At 62.7% G+C, this 24599-nt stretch carries 19 protein-coding genes; 4 read left to right on the top strand and 15 right to left on the bottom strand.

Features of this window, described 5'->3' with window-relative positions; translation table 11 throughout:
- Nucleotides 1-5: 5 nt before the first annotated feature.
- From M1D68_RS16510 to M1D68_RS16445, 14 genes are all read right to left on the bottom strand, one after another.
- Nucleotides 6-695, bottom strand: coding sequence for a GNAT family N-acetyltransferase (locus M1D68_RS16510; RefSeq protein WP_420765786.1), 690 nt, complete (start codon nt 693-695; stop codon nt 6-8).
- The gene (locus tag M1D68_RS16505; protein WP_420765787.1) at nt 692-2587 is read right to left on the bottom strand and encodes a hypothetical protein; all 1896 of its coding nucleotides are present in this window, start codon (nt 2585-2587) and stop codon (nt 692-694) included. Before M1D68_RS16505 ends, M1D68_RS16510 begins: the two co-directional genes overlap by 4 nt.
- 227 nt (nt 2588-2814) lie before the next feature.
- Nucleotides 2815-4119: a lipopolysaccharide biosynthesis protein gene (locus tag M1D68_RS16500; RefSeq protein WP_434559711.1), complete on the bottom strand. Its 1305-nt coding sequence runs from the start codon at nt 4117-4119 to the stop codon at nt 2815-2817.
- Nucleotides 4116-5120, bottom strand: a complete 1005-nt coding sequence (locus M1D68_RS16495) for a polysaccharide deacetylase family protein (RefSeq protein ID WP_420765788.1) — start codon at nt 5118-5120, stop codon at nt 4116-4118. Before M1D68_RS16495 ends, M1D68_RS16500 begins: the two co-directional genes overlap by 4 nt.
- A gap of 12 nt (nt 5121-5132) precedes the next feature.
- The gene (locus M1D68_RS16490) at nt 5133-6269 is read right to left on the bottom strand and encodes a glycosyltransferase family 2 protein (protein WP_457967782.1); all 1137 of its coding nucleotides are present in this window, start codon (nt 6267-6269) and stop codon (nt 5133-5135) included.
- On the bottom strand, nt 6262-7221 hold the full coding sequence (locus tag M1D68_RS16485; protein WP_457967780.1) for a glycosyltransferase: 960 nt from the start codon (nt 7219-7221) through the stop codon (nt 6262-6264). Before M1D68_RS16485 ends, M1D68_RS16490 begins: the two co-directional genes overlap by 8 nt.
- The gene (locus M1D68_RS16480) at nt 7218-8588 is read right to left on the bottom strand and encodes an O-antigen ligase family protein (RefSeq protein WP_420765791.1); all 1371 of its coding nucleotides are present in this window, start codon (nt 8586-8588) and stop codon (nt 7218-7220) included. The genes M1D68_RS16485 and M1D68_RS16480 overlap by 4 nt, the downstream gene beginning before the upstream one ends.
- Nucleotides 8585-9688, bottom strand: a complete 1104-nt coding sequence (locus tag M1D68_RS16475; RefSeq protein ID WP_420765792.1) for a glycosyltransferase family 4 protein — start codon at nt 9686-9688, stop codon at nt 8585-8587. The genes M1D68_RS16480 and M1D68_RS16475 overlap by 4 nt, the downstream gene beginning before the upstream one ends.
- On the bottom strand, nt 9685-11277 hold the full coding sequence (locus M1D68_RS16470; protein WP_434606689.1) for a GumC family protein: 1593 nt from the start codon (nt 11275-11277) through the stop codon (nt 9685-9687). Before M1D68_RS16470 ends, M1D68_RS16475 begins: the two co-directional genes overlap by 4 nt.
- A 16-nt stretch (nt 11278-11293) precedes the next feature.
- The gene (locus M1D68_RS16465; protein ID WP_420765794.1) at nt 11294-12316 is read right to left on the bottom strand and encodes a polysaccharide biosynthesis/export family protein; all 1023 of its coding nucleotides are present in this window, start codon (nt 12314-12316) and stop codon (nt 11294-11296) included.
- Nucleotides 12317-12336: 20 nt separating this feature from the next.
- On the bottom strand, nt 12337-12981 hold the full coding sequence (locus tag M1D68_RS16460; RefSeq protein WP_420765795.1) for a CpsD/CapB family tyrosine-protein kinase: 645 nt from the start codon (nt 12979-12981) through the stop codon (nt 12337-12339).
- Nucleotides 12982-13728, bottom strand: a complete 747-nt coding sequence (locus tag M1D68_RS16455) for a sugar transferase (protein ID WP_434559703.1) — start codon at nt 13726-13728, stop codon at nt 12982-12984.
- On the bottom strand, nt 13725-14783 hold the full coding sequence (locus M1D68_RS16450) for an NAD-dependent epimerase (RefSeq protein ID WP_434559701.1): 1059 nt from the start codon (nt 14781-14783) through the stop codon (nt 13725-13727). The genes M1D68_RS16455 and M1D68_RS16450 overlap by 4 nt, the downstream gene beginning before the upstream one ends.
- Nucleotides 14780-16138 carry a UDP-glucose dehydrogenase family protein gene (locus tag M1D68_RS16445; protein ID WP_434559699.1) on the bottom strand — a complete coding sequence of 453 codons (1359 nt, stop codon included), beginning with the start codon at nt 16136-16138 and terminating at the stop codon, nt 14780-14782. The genes M1D68_RS16450 and M1D68_RS16445 overlap by 4 nt, the downstream gene beginning before the upstream one ends.
- Before the next feature lie 376 nt (nt 16139-16514).
- On the opposite strand from M1D68_RS16445, the gene M1D68_RS16440 reads away from it, so the two are divergent.
- Nucleotides 16515-18212 carry a sulfatase-like hydrolase/transferase gene (locus M1D68_RS16440; RefSeq protein WP_457967777.1) on the top strand — a complete coding sequence of 566 codons (1698 nt, stop codon included), beginning with the start codon at nt 16515-16517 and terminating at the stop codon, nt 18210-18212.
- An 8-nt stretch (nt 18213-18220) separates the two neighbouring features.
- Here the strand turns inward: M1D68_RS16440 and M1D68_RS16435 are convergent, their stop codons facing one another.
- Complete coding sequence (locus tag M1D68_RS16435) at nt 18221-20140, bottom strand: acyltransferase family protein (RefSeq protein ID WP_457967775.1); 1920 nt, start codon at nt 20138-20140, stop codon at nt 18221-18223.
- Between the two features lie 248 nt (nt 20141-20388).
- Here M1D68_RS16435 and M1D68_RS16430 point away from each other — a divergent pair, with 248 nt between their 5' ends.
- The 3 genes from M1D68_RS16430 to M1D68_RS16420 are packed head-to-tail and all read left to right on the top strand — an operon-like array spanning nt 20389 to nt 24585.
- Nucleotides 20389-21057, top strand: a complete 669-nt coding sequence (locus tag M1D68_RS16430; protein WP_457967773.1) for an ABC transporter ATP-binding protein — start codon at nt 20389-20391, stop codon at nt 21055-21057.
- Nucleotides 21057-23525 (top strand): FtsX-like permease family protein, encoded by a 2469-nt coding sequence (locus M1D68_RS16425; protein ID WP_457970755.1) that lies wholly within the window; start codon nt 21057-21059, stop codon nt 23523-23525. Before M1D68_RS16430 ends, M1D68_RS16425 begins: the two co-directional genes overlap by 1 nt.
- Nucleotides 23515-24585: a lipocalin-like domain-containing protein gene (locus M1D68_RS16420; RefSeq protein ID WP_457967771.1), complete on the top strand. Its 1071-nt coding sequence runs from the start codon at nt 23515-23517 to the stop codon at nt 24583-24585. The genes M1D68_RS16425 and M1D68_RS16420 overlap by 11 nt, the downstream gene beginning before the upstream one ends.
- Nucleotides 24586-24599 lie beyond the last annotated feature (14 nt).

Genomic DNA, 24599 nt, shown 5'->3' with positions numbered 1-24599 from the left:
GAGCATCAAGCCGTCGCAGTCGATGCAACCGGCCGAGCCGGTTTACGGAAGGCGTCCAGTACCGAGCCGGTGTAGAACGTATCGCGGAAAAACCGAAAGCGTCCAAACAGGCAGTACACATGGGTGATCTGCCCACGCTCCACGAACTCCATGCGTATATGCATCTTGATCGCCGGGGTGTTTTCCAGGTCGCAGACATCGACCATCTTGTTGCACCCCTGGTCAGCCATGACTTTCCAAACGTCCGCCTGGACATCCGCCGACAGCTGCGAACCCCAGTAGGCACGGGTCATCTCTCCACCGAACTGAAAGTATTCACCGGGCTTGACCGGAAACCAGCAGCGATAGAAATGGCGATCGAAATAGTCTCGCGTGCTCGCCCAGGCAAAACCCACGGTGTTGCCCTTGTCATCCAGGTACATGAACCCTGTATAGCCTTCGGCTGCCAACTCGCGCATGGTTTCGACACGGTCGCCGAAATGCGTGGCGAAGGCATCGGCATTGCTGACGGTGATGAACTCGCGGCGCACCGGTGGGTAGGGCCGCAGGTTATGCGGTTTGAGCGGGATCCTTACATCGTGTTCGAGCCATACCAGTCGCGAATGGAAGAACACGAAGCGGCGTACCAGCAGTTTGATAACCGAGCGCAAGCCTTTTTTCTGAATGCGGTCGCGCAATTTTTGCAGAGCTTTCATGGTGCCTCCTGACGGGTGGCGGGTTGAGGAAAAACAGAGGCCGTCCAGCTCAGGGCGAAAACGGTTTCGCCTGGCAAAAGGAAACCGAGTTGGCCGGCTTTGCATTCGAATGGAACGTTGCGGCTGATGTTGTCCGGGCCGAAATAAACCAGGGCAGCGCCGGGCTGCGGACAGGTCATGCCGTCGAGGCTGACTTGATGGGCCCGGACGCTTTTGTTCACGCCAAGCAGGCTGCGCTCCAGGCCGTTGGCCATGGCCAGTGCATCGACCTCAAACGCATCGTTGTCCAGACGCAGCACCTGGCCGAGCCAATGCTGTTGGATGAATTGCTGGACCAACCCCACCGGCTTGAGCTCGAAGCGTTGGTTGTCCAGTATCCGCACCATGCCCTTGGGGTACTCCGGTTCGTCGGCGGACATGAACCAGTTGAGCATGTCCAGCCAGCCGTCGGCCGAGGCGTTGATGGCCACCGACGTCCACCACAGGGCGGCGTAATGGGTTTCCTGGTCGTAAGGGCTGAGGCTTGATCCGCTGGACATATTGGTCTGGTCCAGCAGCAAGGCTTTGCGCGGCCGGCCCTGGTTGTCCAGTCCCACCAGGTTGGCGGCCCGACGAACACTGTTGCGATAGACGCGGGTCGCCAGCAGGTCGCGGATCATCCATTCATGCCAGGCCAGGGCGTCGATCTGGGCGCTCGATGTTTCCAGCAGCCGTCGTGCCCAGTCGATGCCACGTTTGTCTGCGGCGTTCTCGGCCAACGGACCGTTGGTGAACCGCGAACTGGCCGGTATGGCGATGCGGACGCCGGCGCGGCTGTTGGCAGGGTTGGCGCGGACCTGGGCGGACAGGCTTTGGAACACCTGCTGGAAACTGTCGAAGTCGGGATAGTTGAGGTTCGGCTCATCGGCAAAGCTGAGATAGTGGATGCCTTTGCCGCCCAGGGCGCGGGTCGATTCGAGCCAGGCTTGCAGGCCGTTGCCGCTGGTCCGGTCGGCTTGCAGATCGGCCCTGCGCTGGCTGCCGGCGAGCAGAGTGATGTCTTGGGTGATGCCAAAGCGATCCTGGTACAGACGTCGAAACGCGTCCTCATGATCGGCCTTGGCCGCCGTGACATCGACGAGGCTGTAATAGCTGGCCGCCCGGGGGTTGAGCGCATCGAGCACGGCGTAGCTGGAGGGCGGAGGCAGTACGTAGGGCAGGGACATCCCCAGCTTTGGAGTCGTGCCGAGTACATCGGCGTGAAGCGTCAGGTGGGTTCGCCCCGGATCCTGGCGCAGCGGCTGCAGTTGCGCCGGGTCCTGGGCGAACAGGTTGGCGGTGCCGTCCAGCCAGAACGCCGCCTTGCCGTTGCCTTGCAGATGCAGGCGCCAGACCTGGTCCGCGTCCGCCACCGGCAGGGCCACTGTGTCGAATTGCCAATAGGCCCGGTAGGGCTTGAGGTTCAGTTGCACCTGCTTGCCATCGGCAACGCGCCGGGCTTGCAGCGCACGCACGCCGCCGTGGAATTTGCCGGCCAGCACAGCCTGTTCGCCGGCTGCGACTTTGAAATAAAGCTCATCACCATCGTGTGTTTCCGAGCTGAAGTGCACTTTGGCCGGGGCGAACAGCGCGCGGGTGCGGGCATCGTGTTCGACCGTATAGCGCCGGAAACTGTAGCCGGGGATCTCCAACCGATAGCTGGCCGCCCCGGGCAACAGCGGCCATTGCTGCTCGCCGCGCACTTGGGCAGCCTTGACCAGGCGCTCACCCACTAACCGGCCTTGTCCGTTGAGCAGATACAGGTGTTCGGTATTGGCCTCGGCCTGCCAGGCCGGAACCCAGCGGACGGTCACTTGGTCCGGGCGATCGGTTTGCAGATACAGGCTGCCGTCGCGGATGTTGGTCCAGTGCATGGACGCGCCATGGGCCGAGGTGGCCAATACCAGAAGACATAGACCCGCGGCCATTTTCCTCTGTGGGAGCCAGCCTTCTCGCGAAGAGGCGGTTAGCTTCATCATCACAGCAAGCTGACCCACCGCCATCGCGAGCAAGCTCGCTCCCACAGGGGAACTCGGCTGGACGCAACCGGCGCCTGTGGGAGCGAGCTTGCTCGCGATGGCGGTCTGGCGGGCGACGATATTCACGCGGATTTCCCCAACAACATCTGGCGCATCGGCAGCAAATCGCTGGGCAGGATGATCAGTGTCTGCCACAGCGCCACACCGCTGAGACGGCAGTACATTGTCAGCAGCGCCAAGGTCACGCCCAGGTAGGCGATCGAGGAAGCGGCGGCAGCGCCGACGATGCCGTAGCGCGGGATCAGGATCAGGTTCAGGGCCAGATTCAGCAGCGCGCCCACGCCCATCAGCAGTGAAACGGTGCCGGGACGGTTCTTGCCCAGCAGGTCCAGGCGCAAGATGCTGGCGTAGCACAGACCGAACAATCCCGGCAGCAACGCCAACAGCGCCGGGTACGCCGGTTGATAGGCGGCGCCGAACAGGGTGATGATCAGCCATTCGCCAATCAGCGCCATGCCCAGGCAGGCACCGAGCATCACCGTAGCAGTCAGGCGCAAGGCCAGCGGGGTCAGGCGCTGCATGTCGGTGTCTTGCTGGAGCAGGCGTTTCATCAGCGGCGTGGTGACCGCTTCGGGCACGATCAGCAGCAGTTCGGCCGCGGCGCTGGCCATGGCGTAGTGACCCAGCGCCGTGCTGCCCAGCAATGCGCCAATGAACAAAAAATCCGAGCGCAGCATCACTTGCTGGAACAACAGGTCCGGATGACTACGGGCGCCATAACGCAACAGTTCGTTCTGGCCGGTGCGATCCCAGCGCAGGGTGACCACATGATCGCGCCGCAACCACATCCAGCCGGCCAGCACCACCAGGCTCAGGCCCGCCAGCCAACTGATCAGCGCCGCCTCCAGCGCCGTGTCTTGCCACATCCAGAACAGCGCTACAAACAGCAGCAACGGCGCCAGGGATTCCATCAGTCGCAGCGCATTGAACGCGCCTACGCCGCCGGAAGCATTGTGCAATGTCAGCAGGCCGCTCTTGAGCACCGTCAGGGGGACGGCCAGCAACAACAGCCAAGCCAGCAATCCCAGCTGCGCGGTGATGTCCAGCTCAGCGCCGAACTCACGCGCCAGCGCCACCACCAACAGTGTCAGCAACCCGGCCAGCAGACACCCGAAAACCAACACCTGGCAAAGCAACAGACCCATGGAGCGCTGCTGCGCCGCCTGGTAACCCACCGCGGAATTGAGGCCTCCACTGGTGGCGGCGCTGATCAGGTCGGGCAGGGTGCTGAGCAGCGCGAACAGTCCGCGTTCGCTGGGCCCCAGGATTCGTGCCAGCAACACATTGCGCAACAGCCGCAGGCCGATCATCGCCAGGCGCGTGCCCATGCTTAGCGCCAAATGCTTGAGATAGTGTGCACGGCTCATGGACGGGCTCCTCGGCGAATGCGCCAGGCGAGCAATTCAGGGTGATGGGCGTTGCGCTGGCTGACGCCGAAACGCGGCAGGTTCAACGGGTCGCCGTCGTGGCGATACAGCCCGGCCTCGGTGCCCAGGGCGAACGGAAAACCGTGGGCCGCCACCTGCTCGCGCACGCGCACATCATTGTCACCGTTGGGGTAGCAATACACCGGCAGCGGCTGGGCGCAGCCATTTTCCAGCGCGGTCCAACTGCGGGTCAGTTCTTCATGCAGGCGCTGATCGTCCAGCCCGGTCAGAATCGCGTGGCTGGCGCCATGGGGGCCGAAGCGAATCAGCCCGGAATCTTCAAGCATACGCACCTGGGGCCAATCCAGCGCCTGGGGTTGCGAGCCTTGCGGGCAGGCTTCGGTGAGGTCGCTCAAAGTGCTTGGTTCGAGCGTCTTGAGGCTTTGCAGGTAATGCAGCAGCGCCAGGCTGCGGCGCTCGTCGTCGATGTCGTCGAGCAGCACCGGCAATGGCCGGCCGACGTGCTGCAAGTGCTCGATCAGCGAATGCCGCGCCACTTGCCCGTGGCTGCCCCACAGGGTTTCGCCGATGCTTTCCCACCAGAAATGCTGGCGACTGCCGACGAAATCGGTGGACAGGAAAATACTCGCCGGCACCTGGTACTGACGCAGCAGGGGAAAGGCGTTCATGGCGTTGTCACGCCAGCCATCATCGAACGTCAGGGCCACCCGAGGACGGTCGGGAACGCTTTCCGGGTCGGCCAGCAGCAAGGTCATCAAGGGCACGCATTCAAAATGCCGTTGCAACCAGATCAACAGGTGTTCGAACGCTTCGGGCCCCACGCACAGCTCGTTGCGGTGGGGCAGCTCGGCGGCGCGGTCGTTGTTCAATACCCGGTGCAACATCAGAATGACGCCGGCGCCACGCAATGGATGGCGACCCATGGACGTGTTCAGGTACAGCCAGCCGCCGGTGCGCTTGAAAACATGTTTGATCGACATCGGCCACACTCCTTAGCGGTTCTGCTCGGGGTTCCATTGGCTGTAGCGCTGGCCTCGCAGGAATTGCCAGAGCCCGATGCTCATGCCGGCCAGTGTTACCAGCACGAACGCGGCCAACCGAAATGGCCGAGGCAAGCGGTGGCCTGCGTCGAGCAAGCCGATCAGCGCTGTGGCATAACCGAGCAGTTGCGCCACCAGCGTCAGGCGATAGAACGGATGGTCATTCCACAGCCAGGCGTTGCTCAGCAGCAACGGCAACAGCAGCACCGGCGCCAGGCGGCGGATCAATTTGTGGCTGATCAGGCCAATGGCGTAAAGCCCATGGCGCAGCGGGTTGAGCAGTTCCCGGCGCTGGGCCAGGCTCTGCAATCCGCCGACAGTGACGCGCTGACGACGACGAAACTGCTTGTCGGCTTCGTCCACGCCCTGGTCGGTCACCCTCGCTTTGGGTGCATAAACAATGGATTTGCCGGCTGCCGGCGCGCAGGTGCTGAGGAAAAAATCATCGTTGACCTGGGCCGGAATCGGCTGGAACAAAGCCCTGCGCAAGGCCAGCAAGGCGCCGTCGGCCGAGACCATGCAGCCAGTGCGGCTTTCCACCCGGCGCAGCCACCCTTCGTAGTGCCGATACAGACTGTCGCCGAGGCTCAGGCCCTTGCCGGGCACGGGGATGACCATGTGCCCGGCACAGGCGCCCACTTCGGGATCGCCCAGCGGCGCCAGCAGGTGGCCGAGGGTGTCGTGGGCCCATTGGTTGTCGGCATCGGTGAACACCAGGATCTCGCCGTAGCTATGGGCCACGCCGGTATTGAGGGCGGCGGCCTTGCCCTGGCGTGGCAGGTCGAGCACGGTGATGCGTGAGTCGCCGATTTTGCGCGCACAGGCCACCGTGTCGTCGGTGGAACCGTCGCTGGCCAAGATGATTTGCAGCGAGCGTGCCGGATAATCCTGGGCCAACAGCGTGCGCAATTTCGCTTCGATGTGCCGTGCCTCGTTGTGGGCGGCGATGACAATGCTGACGTCCATCGGCAGGGGCTTGCCATAGCGCCGTAGCGGAAACAACGGTGTCAGCAAGGTCAACAGCACGGGGTAGCCGAGGTAGGCGTACACCGGCAGCAACAGGCAAGACCAATAGATGAATTCAGCCACGGGCGGGTCTCCTGACGTTCCATTGAAAAAGATTGAGCAGCAACGCGGCGCCGGTCAGGTGCAGGCGCACCCCGTGCAAGGCCCACAGTTGCAACCCCAGGCGCGGGTCGCGCTGGCTCTGGCGCAGGCTGAGAAACAAGGCCGGCAATGTGCTGATGAGCAGTAGCGTCAACCCCAGGCGCACCTGGCCCTGGAGCAGGGCGGTGAGCGTCAGCAGATCCAGGCCCCAGGCGCCAACGGACAAGGCGGGAAAGCGCAGCAAGCGCAGGCTCGGCCCATGGCTGCGCAGCAACTGCCAATGGCTGCCCTGGCGCCACAGCTCCTTGGTCATCCATTCGCGCCAGCTGCCTTCGTAACCCCAATGCAGGGCCAGGCTTTCGTTCACCAGCAACAACTGCGCACCGGCTTGGCGCAAGCGCAGAGAAAAATCCTTGTCTTCACCGGTACGCAGGGTCTCGTCGAAGCCGCCGACCTGTTCGAACCAACGGCGGCGCATCAACAGATTGGCGCTGGGCAGCCACTGCACTCGATGCAGCGGACGGGCGCCCGGACGTTGGCTGCGGCGTTGCCAGGCCTGGGCGAACCAAGGCGCGTGTCGGGGCGTGTCCAGGTCCAGTCCCAACACATCGCCCTGACGGCCCTCCATTTCGACGAGCAGCTTCAGCCAGTCGGCGGGCATTTCCATGTCTGCGTCGATGAATGCCAGCCACTCACCGCTGGCAACCGCCGCGCCACGGTTGCGCAAGGCGCCGATGTGGACGCCGGGCACAATCAGCACCCGGGCGCCCAGTTCATTGGCGATGCGCGGCCCATGATCGTCCGAGCCGTTGTCGACCACGATCAGTTCGCATTCCAGTTGCGCCTGGCGAGCAGCTTGCTGCGCGGCCAGCAGGGTGCGGCCGATGTGGCGGGCCTCGTTGAACATCGGGATGACGATACTGACGCGGCTCATGGGCGGGCCTCCCGTGGCGCGGATTGCTCGGCGTCGTAGCGCAACACACTGGTCAAGGCGAGCATGATCCACAGCAACTTGTGGTTCGGCGCGCTGAGAAACATCAGGAACAAGGCCAGCGCCAGGAAACTCATCCCCAAATGTGTGAGCAGGTCGGCCTGTGCCCAGTCCCGACGCTGGAGCCAAAGTTGGCGCGCGCGCACCAGGTTGTAGAGGCCAAGACCGATCATGCCGACAAACATCAACCCGCCCGGTACGCCGATCTCGCTGAATATTTCCAGGTAGGTGTTGTGAGCGCGACGGTACAGGTCGCCCAGTTTGCGGTTGGCCGAGAAGGCCTTGGCATAACCGGTCGGCGCGTAGTGCAGGGGAAACGTCCCGGGCCCTGAACCGAGGATGGGGTTCTCGCGGATCATCTGGCTGCCCACCAGGATGTAGGAGGCGCGGCGGCCCAGGGATTCATCCTTGTGAGCGCTGGCGCCGGCGCTGAGGATGCTCAACGATTGGATGCGTGCCACGTAGCCGGCGGGCATCACCGCGATCGCCAGGGGAATCATCAGTGCCAGCCCGAGCATGGCGAAGCCCAGGTGCCGTGGACGAATCCGCGGTAGCTGCGCGCGGTAGTGGTACAAGCCGATCATCAGGCTGAGCAGCAACACCACCAGCCCGGAACGCGATTCGGTCTTGGTCATGCCGCCCAGCAGCAGGATGAAACCGCCGCCCCAGAACAGCCGGTGCAACAGGTTCGGGCTGCGCAGTACCAGCAACAAGGCCAGCGGTATGGTGAACGCGATCAGCAGCGCAAAGGAGTTCGGGTCTTCCAGCAGTCCGGACGCGCGGCCCTGGTCCTGGTATTTGGCCGAGAACATCGCGAGTACGCACGTGGTGGACACGCTCACGGTCATCAAGCGGGCAAACAGGTCCAGGTTCAGCTCGCGTCCGATCAACAAGGTGATCACGAACAGAATCAGCCCTACCGTCAGTTCCCGCAGATGGGTCTGGGACAGGTCCATGTTTTCCGACAGCAGCAGGCTCAGGCCATACAGCGCCATGAAGCCGACCAGCGGCTTCCAGATATTGCTGCGCAGGCGCGTCGCCGGAATCTGGTGCAGGGCCAGTTGCAGTGCCAGGATCAGGATCAGCGCCAGGCCAAAGAACTTGCTGCCCGACAATCCGTTTTCCTTGAACAGCCCTTCGAATGGCACCAGCGCGGCGATGCCCAGCAGGCCCCAGCCGGGCTTGCGGTACAGCACGGCGACGCCGACCAGGCCGAACACCGCGCCGGGCGCCAGGAACGGATAAGGACTGGCCAGCAATGCCAGGCAGACCAGCCCCAGCAAACTGATGATCGAGAGCGGGACGATCATGGTCGAGCCTCCCGTGCCGTGCGGATATAAAGTTGCGACCAGCGTTCGGCCAGCGTGCGCAGATCGTAGCGGTCGCGTTGGGTGCGCCGGGCGTTGTCGGCGAGGATCCGCGCCAGGGGCGGTTCGCTGAACAGCGTTTCGATCTGGCGGGCCAATTCGTCGCTGTCGGCCGGCGTGGCCAGCAGGCCGTTGTGGCGGTCCTGCAGGATGTCGGGAATGCCGCCGACGCCAAACGCCACCACCGGCACCCCGGCTTGCATGGCTTCGAGCAGGATCATCGGCGTGCCTTCGGTGCGTGAGCTGATCACCAACGCGTCGAGGCGGCTCCACCAATCATTCATGTCGGTTTGATAACCGGGCAACTCGATGCGCGTCGGCAACCCCGCGTCGGCGATGCGCTTGAGCAGCGGCTGGCGTTCCGGACCGTCGCCGAGCATGACCGCATGCAGCGAACCATGGCGCTGGCAGAGCGGGATCATCGCGTCGAGGAACAGGTCAGGGCCTTTCTCGCTGCTCAAGCGACCCACGTACCCGACCCGCCAGCGCTGCCTGTCGTCGCGATGGGGCAGCGGTGTCGTGACGGCCGGCAAACCGTTGGGAATGACGTCGAGCTTGTCCGCCTTGACGCTGGCCTTGCGGTGCAATGCCGCGATGCTTTCGGCGACGCAGACTACGCGCTTGACCGGCGCGGTGCGGCACAGTTGCAGGCTCAACCAGGTGTAGAAACGCTGCTTGGTGCTGCGCGGCGTGAAGCCGTGCTGGGTAATCACCAGGGGCAGGCGCAACAGCGTGGCCGCGGCCCAGCCGAACAGCAAGCCTTTGAAGTTGTGGGTGTTGATCAGCGGCCGGTCCGCGCGACGTTGCCGCAGATGCTGCAACAATTCGCCCAAGCTGGCGCAGTGTCGGCAATCCACCCCGGCCTGGCGAAACCGCGTGATCAAGGTCGGCGGCGCCGCCAGGAACAGCACTTGGTGCTGCCCCGGTGTCGCCAGGCAATGATCGAGCAGCATCCGCTCGGCCCCATAGAAGCCGCCGCTGTCGAGCAGATGAATGATCGACAGGGGGCTGCTGCGGTGGGACGGGCCGAACGGCGCGTTCAATTTTTCACCCAATGGACAAGGCTTGGCAGGCTCCAGTTGCGGTGCGGATTGACCTGTTCGGGCGACTGCTCATTGATCACCAGCAAGACCGGCAGGTCCAGTTGCTGGCTGATTTGCGCAGGATGCTTGAAGCGATGGTCGAAGAACTCACGCACGTAGACCAGAGCGATCGCCAGCAGCAGGCCGCAGAACAAGCCGAACGGGATAATCAGCATCGGCTTGGGGAATACCGCGGCGGTGGGTTCGAACGGGGGGCTCAGGACACGGGCGTTGGACAGGTCATTGTCCAGCGAGCGCGCGGAACTGGCTTCGGCGAACCGTTGGGCATAGGTGGAGAACGCCGCGTGGAGTGCGTTGATCTCGGTGTCCATCTGCCGCAGCTTGCTCTGGGTTTCCTGTAACTGGTGGATGCGTTCCTTGAAGGCCGCGATGCGCTCGACCTTCTGGTTGATCACCGAGCTGACGACGGCCAGGTCGGTGGTGCGTTCCTGGATGCGGTTGTTCACCACTTTGAGGAACTGCTGGCGTGTGCGCATGATCTGTTCGCGGGCCAGCAGCATCGGTTCGCTGCTGGGCTGGAAGATCGCCAGGTCGTTCATGTAGCGGCTGACCTGGCTGGTCAGCTGTTCACCCAGTTGCCTGATTTCCCGGTCCTCGAAGGCGATGTTGTCCACGGTCGTGGTGAAGGTGAACGGGAACGTGTAGTCGTTGAACCGCGAGCTGTTCGCCGCTGCCAGGCTGGTCTTGAGGTAATCGAGCCAGCGTTGGCTTTGCAGCAGGCGATCCTGGTACAGGTTCAGGGCCTGTTCTTCGGTATTGATGGCGTTCAGGCGAAACGTGATTTCTTCCTTGGGATCGGAGGAACCGACGCCTTCGAGCAGGCCGAGCCGGGTGCCTTCCAGACCGTCTAGGCGCGTCTGGTATTGGACTTTTTTCTGCTCGTAGAAGGTCTGGGGCAATTCGATCGATTGCAGGTCCTGGCGGCCGGTGAGGTAGTTTTCCAGCAGCTGCGCGACGAACCGGGTGCCCTGGGCGGGATCGCCGAAGCTGTAGATGATGGAGATGACGTTCGAGCCGGGCAGGGTCTCGATTTTCAGGTTCGCGATGGCCTCGTCGGTGAGGGTATCGAGCATCGTGTCGCGTACCGGATCGACTTCCAGCCCGAGGCCGTCGCGCAGCGGATTGATGACGTATTCACGCAGTGGCTGGGTGATGTAGCGCTTGAGCGGTTCGCTCACCCATTTATTGAGGGCCCCTGGGCTCGGGGTGTATTCACCCTGGTCGCGCAGGGTCTTGATGGTTTCGCGAATCAACGCCGGTGAGCGCAGGATGTTGCTCTCGGTTTCCATGTCCGCCAGGGACGGCGGAATGAAAGTCGCGTTTTCCTGATTCAACGAGGTAGTGGCGTCGCCTTGGGAGAGTTTTTTCGACTGGACGATCACTTGGGCGGTGATGTCGAAACTCTGCTTGAGCATCAACGGCAACACCAGAGCGATCACGGCGAAAACCAGGAAGATGCGCTTCACCCACTGCTTGTTGGCGAAGAAGATCCTGAAAAACTCGTGCAGATAATTTTCCTTGGGGTTCATGTCGGTCACCTGAGTCTCAGTTGTCGCTGCCTTTGTTGTCGACGCGGTAGCCGAAGCTCAACCCCGTGCCCTGGAACAGCACCACATCGGCCAATTGCCTGGCCAGTTCACCGGCACTTGCAAGCTTGGTCTTGGGCACGAACAGCATGTCTTCCGGTTGCAGATAGGCGATCTGCGACGCGTCGCCGCTCAAGGCTTTCTCCACGTCGTAGTGGCGGGCTTCGACCTGATTGCCGTTGCGGCGCATGATCACCACGGAGTCGAGCCGGGCCTTGACGTTCGTGCCCCTGGCCAGTGTCAGGGCCTCGAGTACCGAGATCGGCCGGCGGATCGGGTAGGAGCCGGGCTGGGCCACTTCGCCGAGGACATAGATTTCGTTGCCGGCGGTGGACTTGAGCAGCACGTCCACCGTCATGTGGCCGGGCAGTTGGGCGTAGCGCTCGTTGAGGAAAGTCTCCAGCTGGCTGACGGTCATGCCTTGCAAAGGCACGGCGCCAATTTCCGGGAAGCTGGCGTAGCCATCCCTGCCCACGGTGATCTCCCGGCTCATGCCCGTGCCAGGGTGGGTCAGGGTGTTGCGCAGCTTCGTCTCGCCGGAGAGCGGGCTCGTCACCAGTACGGTCAATTGGTTGCGATTGGGCTGGAACAACATCTTCTGGTCATAGGCGCGCTGCACCGCCAGGCGCGCCTCGTCGGTGGTCAGGCCGCCGACTTTCACCGAGGTGTTGGCGCCCGGCAGTTCGATACTGCCGTCGGGCATCACCTGTTGCGTGCCGTTGAGCTGGCTGGCGGCGGTGAAGTTCAGGGCAACCTGGTCGCCCGGCTGCACGCGATAAGCCTGGGAAGAGGTGGTGCCGATGTGAAATATCACGTCCAGCACATCCTGGGGCCGCAAGGTCTGCTCGACCTTGGGCATGTCGGTGGCCTGGGCATTGGCCGGCGCCGCGGTGAGGATCTGCACCGGCATCGAGCGGGTATCGGTGTTGCTGGAGCAACCGGCAAGCGGCAGCAACAGCAGGACAAGCATTCTAGCGTTCATCTCGTCATCCTTTTGCAGGCTTACAGGTTGTTGTAGAGCCATTTGGGCATGTAGTACTTGCGGCGGTTGAACACGCTGCCGACCACTTTCGCGCCGGCCTGGGCCAACCTTTGTCGGGTGGCCTGGGCCACTTCCCAGCGGGTGTCTTCGCCGCGCACCACCAGCACCACGCCGTCCACCTGGGTGCTGATCACCAGCGTGTCGGTGGCCGAATACACCGCGTCGGCGTCGATCACCACGAAGCGGTACTGCGCCGCCAGTTGCCGGAACAGCGGGCGCAATCGCTCGGGGCTCAGGCGTTCGGCGTTGTGGCCGAGGCGGCCGTGGGGCAGCACGTCGAAGGGCAGGCTCGACACCTGTACTACGCAGTCCTGCAACAACGGTGGGGACAGGCTGTTGAACAACAGGTCGCTGAAGCCGCGCTCTTTTTGCAGCGAGAGCTGCTGGCTGAGGTTGCGCGGCGACTGGCTGGCGTCCACCAGCAACACCCGGCCATTGCTCATCTGCGCCAGCTGGGCGGACAGCGCCATGGCGCTGGTGCTCGTGCCGGTGCCGGTGTTGGCCGCTGTCATGAGAAGGATCCGCAGATCCGGGTCGAGCACGGTCGAGGTCAGGTTGGTCTCGCTCGGGCTGGCTATGGTCAGGATATTCGTCGAACCGTCCATTTAACTCGCTCCGTGGCCGCTGAACACTTTGAAGGGGGTAATCATCAGGATCTTCAGATCCAACAGCAGGCTCTGCTCGGCGATGTAGCTGAGGTCCAGTTCCACGCGCTGGTCGAAGTCGATATTGCTGCGCCCGGAGATCTGCCACAGGCCGGTCAGGCCGGGGTAGATGCTCAGGCGCACCAAATGGTTGTCCTTGTAGCGATAGGCGTTGAACGAGGTGGGCCGCGGGCCTACCAGGCGCATGTCGCCGGTCACTACATTGATCAGGTTCGGCAGTTCATCGAGGCTGCTGCGTCGCAGGAACCTGCCGATCGGGGTAATGCGCGGGTCGTTGTCGATCTTGAAGTCGATGGCGTCGGCGCCGTGCTTGTTGAGGTGGCGCAGCGACTCTTTCAGGGCCTCGGCATCGACGACCATGGTGCGAAACTTGTACATGCCGAACACGCGCCCGCGATAACCGGTGCGTTTCTGCACGAAAAAAACCGGGCCAGGGCTGGAAAACTTGATCAGCAATGCCAGACCCAGCAGCAGCGGGGTGAGCAGTACCAGGATCGCCAGCGCGCCGAGGCAAGCCACGACCCGATTGGTCCGCGAAACCGTCCAGGGCCGACCACCGTCCCGACCGGTGAGCCAGCCACGGCCCTGGCGGTGGATGGCGGCATCCAGGCGTCGGCGATGCTCGGGGTCGACACGTTTGTCGCGTCCGGAGGTGCTGATCGGAATGTCTTGTTCATGTCGGGTCATAGACTCCTCCGCTGAGGTACGGCCGCAAGCGGCGTGTGAACGATGGGTTGCGCGTAGTAATCGAGGAACCAGTCGACGAAGCGACCCAGGCCGTCATCCAGTGCAATGCACGGTTGGAAACCGGTGGCCCGGGCCAGGTCGCTGGCATCGGCGCAGGTGTTGAGCACGTCCCCCGGTTGCAGGGGCAGCAGCTCGATCCGGGCGGTGCGGCCCAGATGTTTTTCCAGCAGCGCCACGTAGGTTCGCAACGCCACCGGGTGCTGTCCGCCGATGTTGTAGATGCGCCATGGCGCCAGGCTGGTGGCCGGGTCCGGTTGCTCGCGATCCCAGTGGGGCGTTGGCTGCGGCGCACGTTCGATCAACCGGGCGATGCTCTCGACGATGTCGTCGATGTAGGTGAAGTCGCGTTCGTGCTCACCATGGTTGAACAGCCGCAACACTTGGTTTTGCGCGATGGCCGTGGCGAACTGGATCGGCGACATGTCTGGCCGGCCCCACGGGCCGTACACGGTAAAAAAGCGCAGGCCGGTGCACGGGATCCCGAACAGATGGCTGTAGCTGTGGGCCATCGATTCGTTGGCCTTCTTTGTTGCCGCATACAACGACAGCGGATGATCGACGCCGTCCCGTACCGAATAGGGCGTGCGCTGGTTGGCGCCGTACACCGAACTGGAAGAGGCGTAGATCAGGTGCTTGACCGGATGACGGCGGCAACTTTCGAGAATGTTCAGAAACCCGGCGAGGTTGCTGTCGACATAGGCGCGGGGATTGTCCAGCGAATAGCGCACGCCGGCCTGGGCGGCGAGGTGGATCACCACCTCCGGGCGATGGCTCTGGAACAGTCCGTCGATCGCCGAGGCGTCGGTCAGGTCGATACGCGCCAAGGGAAATGCGCCGACCTGGTCACGCACCCACGCCACGCGGTCGTGCTTGAGCTGCGGGTCGTAGTAATCGTTGAAGTTGTCCAGCCCGTACACGTGATGGCCATCGCGCATCAACCGCAAGACGCAGTGGGCTCCGATGAATCCGGCGGCGCCGGTCACCAGGACGTTCACGCTTGTGGCCCCGGGGCGCTGGGCACGGTGTGGCGCAAGCCGATGCCACGGTACAGCAGCCCGGCGGCAGCCAGGTGCTCGGGGTTGTAGAGGTTGCGGCCATCGATGATGACCCGGGCGCGCAGCTTGCTCGCCAGCAGGTCGAAATCCACCACGCGAAAATTCTTCCACTCAGTGCAAATCACCAGGGCATCGGTGTCCTCAAGCGTGTCATCGCGGGTGGCGCACAGGTTCAGGTCTTTGCGATAACCGTACAGGCGCCGGCATTCGGACATGGCTTCCGGGTCGTAGGCCTGCACGCGCGCGCCTTCGCGCCAGAGGGCTTCCATCAGGTAGCGGCTCGGGGCTTCGCGCATGTCGTCGGTGTTGGGCTTGAAGGCCAGGCCCCAGATGGCAATCGACTTGCCGGCCAAGCCGTCCGGAAATTGCTGCGCCAGCTTCTCGAAAAGGATGTGCCGCTGGCTGTCGTTCACATCGGTGACGCTGCGCAGCAGGCGCAGCGGCATGCCGCTCTGTTCGGCCGTGTGCAGCAGGGCGCGCAGGTCCTTGGGGAAGCACGAGCCGCCGAAGCCGCAGCCCGGATAGATGAAGTGATAGCCGATGCGTGGGTCCGAGCCGATGCCTTTGCGCACGGCTTCGATGTCGGCGCCCAGGCGTTCGGTGAGGTTGGCCAGTTCGTTCATGAAACTGATGCGGGTGGCGAGCATGGCGTTGGCGGCGTACTTGGTCAGCTCCGCGCTGCGGTTGTCCATGAACATCAGTTTTTCGTGGTTGCGGCAGAACGGCGCGTAGAGCTCGCCCATCTGATCCCGCGCCAGTTGATCGCTGGCGCCGATGATGATGCGGTCCGGGCGCATGCAATCGGCGAGAGCGCTGCCTTCCTTGAGGAACTCCGGGTTGGATACCACACGCACATTCAGCTGTTTAAGGCCCCGACGAGCCAGCGCCTGGCGGGCGCACTCCGCGACTTTATCGGCTGTTCCGACCGGTACGGTCGACTTGATGATCAGGGTGCGGTCACTGTCCATGAAGTCGGCGATCTGGCGGGTCACCGCCAGCACATGGCTCAGGTCCGCCGAGCCGTCTTCGTCGGCTGGCGTGCCGACGGCAATAAAAATCAACTCGCCATGGTTGACCGCATCGCTGGCCTGGCAACTGAACAAAAGCCGGCCGGCCTTGATGTTGTCTTCCAGCAATACGGACAGCCCAGGCTCACTGATGGGCGGTACGGCTTGTTGCAGTTGACGGATCTTGTTCGGGTCGATATCGACGCACAGGACGCGGTGCCCGACGTCGGCCAATGCCGCTGCCTGAATCAGCCCCACATACCCCGTGCCAAATACGCTCACGTCCATTCTAGGCGCGCCTCGCAAACCGGTTGATGTAACTCGGATGAAACTGTTTAGAGGGTATAGCGCAGCTTCAAAAAAACGTGTCAGCAAAATGACAGTTGTCAGTGTTGGCAAATCTCGACGGATTAGGGCTTTTTGATATCAAGTCATTGACTGACTTGGAAAAGCGCCATTTTTAAAGGGCTCTGGAGACGTTTAAGTAACCGATGAACGGTATATATCCATAGATTTTTATGTTTTTGATGCGTCAAAGGTGTCACTTTTGAGGTAACTTTTTTTTGACGCTGCGACCGATCAGTCTCTTTCTTGCGCTTTGAAATCCCGCTGCTAGTGTGCAGAAAACGAACCTTCCATCCGCCGCGCCACCGCCGAGAAAAACATGACCCGATACCTCAAGGAACTGCTGCTGTTGCTGTACCTTTTCAGGGGGCATGACTATTACCTGGAGCGTCTCGCTGCGCTGGGTCTTGGTTTTGCAACGGTGCTGTTCGGTGCGATGTTCCTTGTGCTGGTGCTTGCGTTGTGGATGAGCGCCTACATCCGCCAGACGTTGGTGCGGCATCTGTTTGCCTTGGCACTGTTTGTCTCGGCGGTGTTCTTCGAGGTGTATACCCGGGTCACCGACAGTTACCTGACCTACAGCCAGTTCGTGTCGCTGGTGTATTCGGGTGGCTTTATCCAGGAGGCGGCTTATCAGTATCGAGAGGTGATTCTCAGCGCGATGGCGGGCGGCCTGTTGCTGCTGTTGGGCATCGGGCTGAAGCCTCGGCGGCGTTTACCATTGCCCGGTTATGTACCGGTCGCCGCGCCGTTGCTCGGGGTATTGCTGCTCAGTGGTGTGCTGTTCGCAAGGGCGGGTGAGGGCGCCCGTGGTCTACCAGTGATGTATACGCCGCTGGCCTATCTGAACCTGTTTGCCTACGAGGCGCTGCACGACACCGTCGGCGTCCGCGAGCCTGTCAGCTTGGCTCGCCGTTCTCCTGCGATCGAGCACGATATCGTGTTGATCATCGACGAAAGCATCGGTGGCAACTACCTCGATATCAACACCCCGTTCGGTGTGAACAGCGGCCTCAAGACCCCGCCGCCTGGGGTGGACATCTTCAATTACGGTTATGCCGCTTCCATCGCCAATTGCAGCGCCGACACCAATATCACCCTGCGTTATGGCGGTACGCGGGCTGATTACGTGCGTATCAACAGCACGCAGCCGTCAATCTGGCAGTACGCCCATGTCGCGGGCTTGCATACCGTCTATATCGATGCCCAGCGCACCGGCGGCAACTTGCAGAACCTGATGACCGAACAGGAAAAACAAGACATCGACCAATTCATCCAATTCGACCAGGTCCGTGTGCTGGACCGCGACATGGCAGCCGCGGCGCAGTTGATCGAGCTCTTGGGCAATGACCGGGCCGAACTGGTGGTGGTGAATAAAGTAGGGGCGCATTTTCCGGTCCACGACAAATACCCCGACGAATTCATGAAACACCGTCCGGCCTTGCCCCGGGGACGGTTCCAGGACGTGGCCGACACCGGCCAGCGCGACGGCTTCAACGGCCAGCAATATGACTGGTTGCTGTATCGCAATGCGTACCAGAACACGCTCCTATGGAACGTCGGCGAGTTCTTCCGGCGCCTGTTGCGTCAAGGCAATCTTCAGAATGCGGTGCTGATCTATACCTCCGATCATGGCCAGGATCTGCACGAGCGTGGCAATCCCGGGCTCAATACGCATTGCGGCGGCGACCCGGTGGAGGAGGAGGGGCTGGTGCCTTTGGTGGTTATCCAGGGCAGCCAGCTGCGCACCTTGGACTGGCGCGGCGCCTGGGCGCAAAACAAGGATCGTTCCAGCCACTACAACATCTTTGCGACGCTGCTTGAATTGATGGGCTACGACCCGGCGGCGGTCGTGGCGCGCTATGGAAAACCCCTGAGCCAACCCACCGAGGACGACTTCACGTTCAACTACCGCTTCAACGCGCGGCTGGGTGCCAAGCCAGCCTGGAAGCACATCGATCTGGGCAACATCGTCATACCGAAACCGGCCCAGACCGAGATGGCGGCGGGGCATTGAGCGAGCGCCTATCGGGTGGTAGCAATCGGCGTGGTTGGCGCTGGGTCGTACAGCAGCGTGAAGCCCAGGTCGCGGAGCGCGCGGCCAATGAAACGCGAGCCGACATCGTTCAAGTGCGCGTCATCCCGGTAGAGCAGTTGTCCGTCGATGATCGGGCTGCACAGGCCGGCCGGGCAAATCACCTGGTTGGGATCGATGAAGCGCACCTGGGGCAGCCTGGCGCGTATCTGCGTCCAATAGGGCGCCGCGGCGTCCAGCCGCGTTGAACACTGCCGAAGAGGAGCGAACATCAAGCGGCGCACCGGGCACGTCGCGGCGTTGTCGATTGGCTGATTGCTGAGAACGACGATGACTTGGCCGGTCCGGTCCGCCACTTGCCGGATGCTTGCCTCGATGACGGCTCCTGCTGCCGGGTCCCGGGGCCAGGCGCCGGCGAGCACTACGTAGGGATACCGGTTCCGCTCGATCAACTGCAACACCTGCTCATTGCGCGCCACGCAGCGTGCCCCGTAACCCGCCGACATCTCGGCGGCGTGGCCGAAGATGGGTGGGCACTTGTCGAGGGTGTAATCCATCAAGGCGATGCCGTTGGGTTCGGCCAGGACATCGACCATGCCGGTGAAATGGTTGGCGAAAGAGTCTCCGACCATCACGCCGTCGATCTGCGCCTTGCGTGCCCCGAGGTGGCACGCCGGATCGGGCGCGGCGTTGTAGCGCGCATTGGGCATGTGGCAGCGCTCACGCAGTTTGTTCGGTTCGGTCAGGCTCATCGCTTCAAGGATCGACACCTGCGGTACGAAACGCTGCGGGAACCCCTGCCATTGCACGCTCAGTACAGCCAGCACGGCCAGCCCCAACGCTGGAACCATGAACCGACGGCCAAATGCGCGGGTGAACGGCAACAGCGCCCCGGTTCGTCGAAAGGGGACTTCGACAAAATGCCAGGAACCCCAGGCCAGTAGCGTCGCCACTGCCATCAGGCCCAGCCCCAGCGGGAGCGTGATGTTGATATCCAGATATCTCAGGTACGCAATCAAGGGCCAATGCCAGAGGTAAAGCGAGTAGGAAATCAGACCAACAAATACCATCGGCCGGTTGGTCAGCCAGCGCGAGCGTGTTCCGCCGCTGCCAGCGAGGATCAACAGTGCCGCCCCCAGGCAAGGTATAAGCGCATTGAGGCCGGGAAAGGTTGTTTCCGGACTCAGTGCAAACAACGAATAGGCAATCGATCCGGCTCCCGCCAGCGCCCAGATCCGGCCCACCCCGTCACTGAACGTACGTGGCTGCGCGAGATAAATCGCCAACGTCGCCCCCAGCAGCAGTTCGAAAAAACGTGTGGGCAGCAGATAGTAAGAGGCAGAGGGAACGAGGGTCGTGGCGTACTGCGAAACGCCAACCGTCACGACAACGCCGATGCACACCAGCGGCAGCAAGTAGCGGGGTGCCCATCGACACAGCATCAGCATCAGCAGCGGCCAGAGTAGGTAGAACTGTTCTTCGATGCCCAGTGACCAGGTATGCAGAAGTGGGGCTTCGCTGGCGTCCGCCGCGAAATAATTTCCGTACTTCATCCAGATATAGATATTCGAAACACCGAGCAGGGAGGACAGCGCGCTGATGTTCAGTCGGGTCAGGTCGACCGGAGACAGGACGAAGATCCCGGCGATCACGCTCGCCACCACCACCGTCGTCAGCGCCGGTACGATGCGGTTGATGCGCCGCTGATAAAAACGCTTCATGGAGAAGGTGTTTTGTTGGATCTCGCTGAACACCTGGGACGTGATGAGGAACCCCGAGATGACGAAAAAAATGTCCACCCCGACGAAGCCGCCTGGTAAGAGGCTGGCGTTGAGGTGATGGATAAACACGGCGATCACCGCAACAGCGCGAAGACCATCGATATCGGGGCGATATTGGGTGTGAGGCATGGCGGCGATCGTCCGTGAAAGGAGAAATCCTTGATGCGTCATGTTAATGACGATTGCGCCGACAGCCTTTAACGGCGCGCGTTAGTTATTGATCAATAGCAGAAAGTTGACGAAGCGCAAGATTATCCGGCGCGTCAGGCAGGGGTGGCGACCAGTGGTAACGGAAACTGCCGATGACGTCGGCCAATGGCCGTGGCCCTCGATTCCGCTATCCTGAGAGCCAATGGTTTTACCCAATGAGCCTTTCAATGCTTGAAGTTCGAGAAGTATTCAAAAGCTACCCAACCCCCCAAGGTCTTTTGCCGGTGTTGCAAGGCATCGACCTGACCTTGCCCCCCGGCAGCAGCTTGGCGCTGATGGGCGAATCGGGCAGTGGCAAGAGCACCTTGTTGCACCTGGTTGCCGGCCTGGACAAGGTCGATCGCGGCAGTATTCGCAGCGGCGGGTATCGGCTCGACGGCATGAGTGAACATGAGTTGGCGAATTGGCGGCGCACGGAAATCGGCCTGGTGTTCCAGCAGTTCAACCTGATCAGCAGCTTGCAGGTGGAAGACAACCTGGCGTTCCAGGCGCGCCTGTGTGGGCGTTTCGACGCGGCCTGGCAAACGCATCTGGTGCAGCGGCTCGGGCTGTCGCAACTGCTGCGGCGTTATCCCGAGCAGCTTTCCGGCGGGCAGCAACAACGGGTCGCCCTGGGCAGGGCGCTGGCGTCACGTCCGCCGTTACTGTTGGCCGACGAACCCACTGGCAATCTGGACGAAGCCACCAGCGACGAAGTGCTGAAGCTGTTGCTGGAACTGCTCGACGGCAGCCCGACCAGCCTGTTGATGGTCACCCATAGCCAGCGGGTAGCGGCGCGCCTGGCCCATCGGGTGGTATTGCAGGGCGGGCGCCTGGCAGAGGCGACCCAGGGGTGATGATCGTTCGCCAGACTCTCAAGGCGCTGCTCAGCCATTGGCGCCGGCACCCGGTGCAGTTTTTCAGTGTATTGACCGGGCTTTGGCTCGCCACCAGCCTGCTGACCGGTGTGCAGGCGTTGAACAGTCAGGCCCGCGACAGCTACGCCCGGGCCAGTCAGTTGATCGGCGGCGAACCCCAGGCCAGCTTGAGCGCCCCCGGCGGTGGCACGTTCGCGCAGCAATGGTTCATCGACCTGCGCCGCCAGGGCTGGCCGGTGTCGCCGGTGTTGCAGGCGCGAGTGACGCTCCAGGGGCACGAAGACCAACGCCTGCAACTGATGGGGATCGACCCGGTGTCGCTGCCGCCGGGTTCGGCTGTGGCGGGGCAGGCGCGGGAGATTGCCGAGGTGGTGGAATTTTTCACAGGTGCCGGCCACACCTGGATTGCACCGCAGACATTGCAGGCCCTGGGGTTGAAGGAAGGCGACCGCCCCCGCACCGTTGATGGCCAGGCCCTGCCACCCTTGCACGTGCAGCCGGACATGGCCCCGGGCGTGCTGCTGATGGACATCGGTTTTGCTCAAGCGCTACTTCAGATGCCGGACCAGCTTTCACGATTGGTACTGCCCAGCACCTACACCGCCGCCTTGCCCGAGGCCTTCAACGGGCTGTTGCAATTCAAGCGCGCCGAGGACGAAAACAACCTGTCGCGCCTGACCGAAAGCTTCCACTTGAATCTCGACGCACTGGGGTTTTTGTCCTTCGTGGTGGGCCTGTTCATCGTCCATGCCGCCATTGGCCTGGCCCTGGAGCAACGCCGCGGCCTGCTGCGGACCCTGCGGGCCTGCGGCGTCAGCGCGCGGGTGCTGATCACCAGCCTGGCGCTGGAACTGGGCGCACTGGCCCTGCTGGGCGGGATCGCCGGCGTGCTCAGTGGTTATTGGCTGGCCAGCCTGTTGTTGCCTGATGTAGCGGCGAGCCTGCGAGGTTTGTACGGCGCCGAAGTCCCCGGACAACTGAACCTCAGTCCCTGGTGGTGGTTGGGCGGTATCGGCCTGGGCCTGCTCGGCGCTGTACTGGCCGGCGCCCAGAGCCTGTTGCGCGCCGCTCGCCTGCCGTTGTTGGCCCTGGCCAATCCCCAGGCCTGGCACCAGGCCCATGCGCGTTGGTTGCGGCGCCAAGGTGGGGTGGCGCTGTTGGCGGCGCTGGTCGCGGCGTTGGCGCTTGCCTGGGGCGACAGCCTGGCGAGCGGTTTTGTCCTGATGGCCGCATTGTTGCTGGGCGCGGCGTTGGCCTTGCCGGTGTTGCTCAACGTCGTATTGAACGGACTGCTGCGCCGCAGCCGTTCGGTGCTCGGCCAATGGTTCCTCGCCGATTGCCGTCAACAACTGCCGACGTTGAGCCTGGCGCTGATGGCGCTGCTACTGGCGTTGGCGGCGAACATCGGCGCTGGCAGCATGACGTCGGGGTTTCGCCAGACGTTCAGTGACTGGCTCGAGCAGCGACTGACCGCCGAGCTGTACATCAACCCGCAAACGCCGGCCCAGGCGGCCGAACTGCACGACTGGCTCAACCAGCAACCCACGATCACCGCCGTGTTGCCCAACTGGCAGGTGTCGATGCCGTTGCAAGGTTGGCCGACGGACATCTACGGCATCATCGATCACTCCTCCTATCGCCAGCACTGGCCGTTGCTGGAGTCCGCCGGTGACCAAGCCTGGCAGCAACTGGCAACAGCCGACACGCTGATGCTCAGCGAACAACTGGCTCGGCGCCTGAAGGTGCGGATCGGCGACCGCTTGAACTTGCCGACCCCGCAAGGGCCCTGGACCCCAAGGGTTGTCGGGATTTATGCCGACTACGGCAACCCCAAGGGCCATGTGCTCATCAACGCCGAACATTTACGGGCGCATTGGCCGCAGCTCGCACCCAATCGCTTCAATCTGCGTATCGAGCCGTCGGCGATTCCCCCGATGCTGGCGGCGTTGCAAGACCGCTTCAACCTGGATGACAACCGCATTGTCGATCAGGCTCGACTCAAGGGCTGGTCTACCCAAGTGTTCGAACGCACCTTTGCCGCCACGGCGGCGCTTAACAGCTTGACGCTGGCGGTGGCTGGCGTTGCGCTGTTCATCAGCCTGCTGACCCAGAGCCAGAGTCGCCTCAGTCAGTTGGCGCCGTTATGGGCATTGGGAATCACGCGGCGGCAATTGATGCTGCTCAACCTCGGGCAGACCTGGCTGCTGGCGTTGCTGACGCTGCTGCTGGCCCTGCCGCTGGGCATTGCCCTGGCCTGGTGCCTGGACGCGGTCATCAATGTCCAGGCCTTTGGTTGGCGCCTGCCATTGCGCATCTTTCCGATGCAGTTGGCGCAGTTGTTGGGCCTGGCGATGTTCGCCACGCTGCTGGCATCGGCCTGGCCGCTCTATGCGTTGTACCGCACGCGACCGGCGGACCTGCTGAGGACTTTCGCCCATGAGGATTAGAATCGGCCTGGTGTTGCTGGCGCTGCTCGGCGGTTGTGACAACGCAACGCCTCCGGACAAGGGCTTTGCAGGGCTGGGTACCGAGGCTGTCGCCTTTACGCCGGTGGTACCTGGGCGCGTGTTCAGCTTTCCAGCCGATCATGGTGCGCATGAAGGCTTTCGCATCGAGTGGTGGTACGTCACTGCCAATCTCAAGGACGTCGAGGGGCGGGATTTCGGTGTGCAGTGGACGCTGTTCCGCAGCGCCCTGGATGCCGCGCCTCCGGCCAGCGGTTGGCGCAACCAGACGATCTGGCTCGGCCATGCCGCCGTCACGTCCGCCACCGTCCATCACGCCGCCGAGCGCTACGCCCGGGGTGGAGTGGGGCAGGCCGGGGTGCGTACCACGCCCTTCGAGGCCTGGATCGATGACTGGCGATTCGGTACTCAAGCCGCTGGCCCGGACCCGCTCGCAGACATGCAGTTGCAGGCGCGCGGGCCGCGCTTCAGCTACGACCTGCGGCTGACGTCGAGCCGTCCACTGGTGCTGCAGGGCAACCAAGGCTTCAGTCAGAAATCCGAGCAAGGCCAGGCCTCGTACTATTACAGCCAACCGTTTTTTCGAGCCGGTGGTCACTTGGAAATCGATGGCCAGCGCTATCAGGTCGGTGGCCCGGCCTGGCTCGACCGGGAATGGAGCAGCCAGCCCCTGACGGAAAACCAGACCGGGTGGGACTGGTTTTCCTTGCACCTGGACAAAGGCGAGCACGTGATGCTCTACCGCATGCGCCACAAGGACGGTGAGCCGTACCTCACCGGCACCTGGATTGACGCCCAAGGCCAGGCGACGACACTGGCCGCCAACCAAATCAGCCTCACACCGCTGGACACCGCCGAGGTTGCGGGAAGGCCCATGCCAGTGAGCTGGTCAATCAGGATTCCCGGCAAGCAATTCGATATCACCACGCGAGCCCTGAACCCCAATGCCTGGATGAACCTTCGCATCCCGTATTGGGAGGGGCCGGTGCAACTGAGCGGCAGCCATGGTGGCACCGGTTATTTGGAAATGACGGGGTATTGATTCGTCGGAACTCC

The sequence above is a fragment of the Pseudomonas sp. R4-84 genome (assembly GCF_054130985.1).
The sequence above is the reverse complement of the archived record's forward strand: the minus strand, read 5'-3'. Positions and strand labels throughout refer to the sequence as shown.

Excerpts from the sequence above, each read along its gene's own strand:
- M1D68_RS16510 (WP_420765786.1), bottom strand. The coding sequence starts at position 695 with ATGAAAGCTCTGCAAAAATTGCGCGACCGCATTCAGAAAAAAGGCTTG.
- M1D68_RS16505 (WP_420765787.1), bottom strand. The coding sequence starts at position 2,587 with ATGCACTGGACCAACATCCGCGACGGCAGCCTGTATCTGCAAACCGAT.
- M1D68_RS16500 (WP_434559711.1), bottom strand. The coding sequence starts at position 4,119 with ATGAGCCGTGCACACTATCTCAAGCATTTGGCGCTAAGCATGGGCACG.
- M1D68_RS16495 (WP_420765788.1), bottom strand. The coding sequence starts at position 5,120 with ATGTCGATCAAACATGTTTTCAAGCGCACCGGCGGCTGGCTGTACCTG.
- M1D68_RS16485 (WP_457967780.1), bottom strand. The coding sequence starts at position 7,221 with ATGAGCCGCGTCAGTATCGTCATCCCGATGTTCAACGAGGCCCGCCAC.
- M1D68_RS16480 (WP_420765791.1), bottom strand. The coding sequence starts at position 8,588 with ATGATCGTCCCGCTCTCGATCATCAGTTTGCTGGGGCTGGTCTGCCTG.
- M1D68_RS16470 (WP_434606689.1), bottom strand. The coding sequence starts at position 11,277 with ATGAACCCCAAGGAAAATTATCTGCACGAGTTTTTCAGGATCTTCTTC.
- M1D68_RS16465 (WP_420765794.1), bottom strand. The coding sequence starts at position 12,316 with ATGAACGCTAGAATGCTTGTCCTGCTGTTGCTGCCGCTTGCCGGTTGC.
- M1D68_RS16460 (WP_420765795.1), bottom strand. The coding sequence starts at position 12,981 with ATGGACGGTTCGACGAATATCCTGACCATAGCCAGCCCGAGCGAGACC.
- M1D68_RS16455 (WP_434559703.1), bottom strand. The coding sequence starts at position 13,728 with ATGACCCGACATGAACAAGACATTCCGATCAGCACCTCCGGACGCGAC.
- M1D68_RS16445 (WP_434559699.1), bottom strand. The coding sequence starts at position 16,138 with ATGGACGTGAGCGTATTTGGCACGGGGTATGTGGGGCTGATTCAGGCA.
- M1D68_RS16440 (WP_457967777.1), top strand. The coding sequence starts at position 16,515 with ATGACCCGATACCTCAAGGAACTGCTGCTGTTGCTGTACCTTTTCAGG.
- M1D68_RS16435 (WP_457967775.1), bottom strand. The coding sequence starts at position 20,140 with ATGCCTCACACCCAATATCGCCCCGATATCGATGGTCTTCGCGCTGTT.
- M1D68_RS16430 (WP_457967773.1), top strand. The coding sequence starts at position 20,389 with ATGCTTGAAGTTCGAGAAGTATTCAAAAGCTACCCAACCCCCCAAGGT.
- M1D68_RS16425 (WP_457970755.1), top strand. The coding sequence starts at position 21,057 with ATGATCGTTCGCCAGACTCTCAAGGCGCTGCTCAGCCATTGGCGCCGG.
- M1D68_RS16420 (WP_457967771.1), top strand. The coding sequence starts at position 23,515 with ATGAGGATTAGAATCGGCCTGGTGTTGCTGGCGCTGCTCGGCGGTTGT.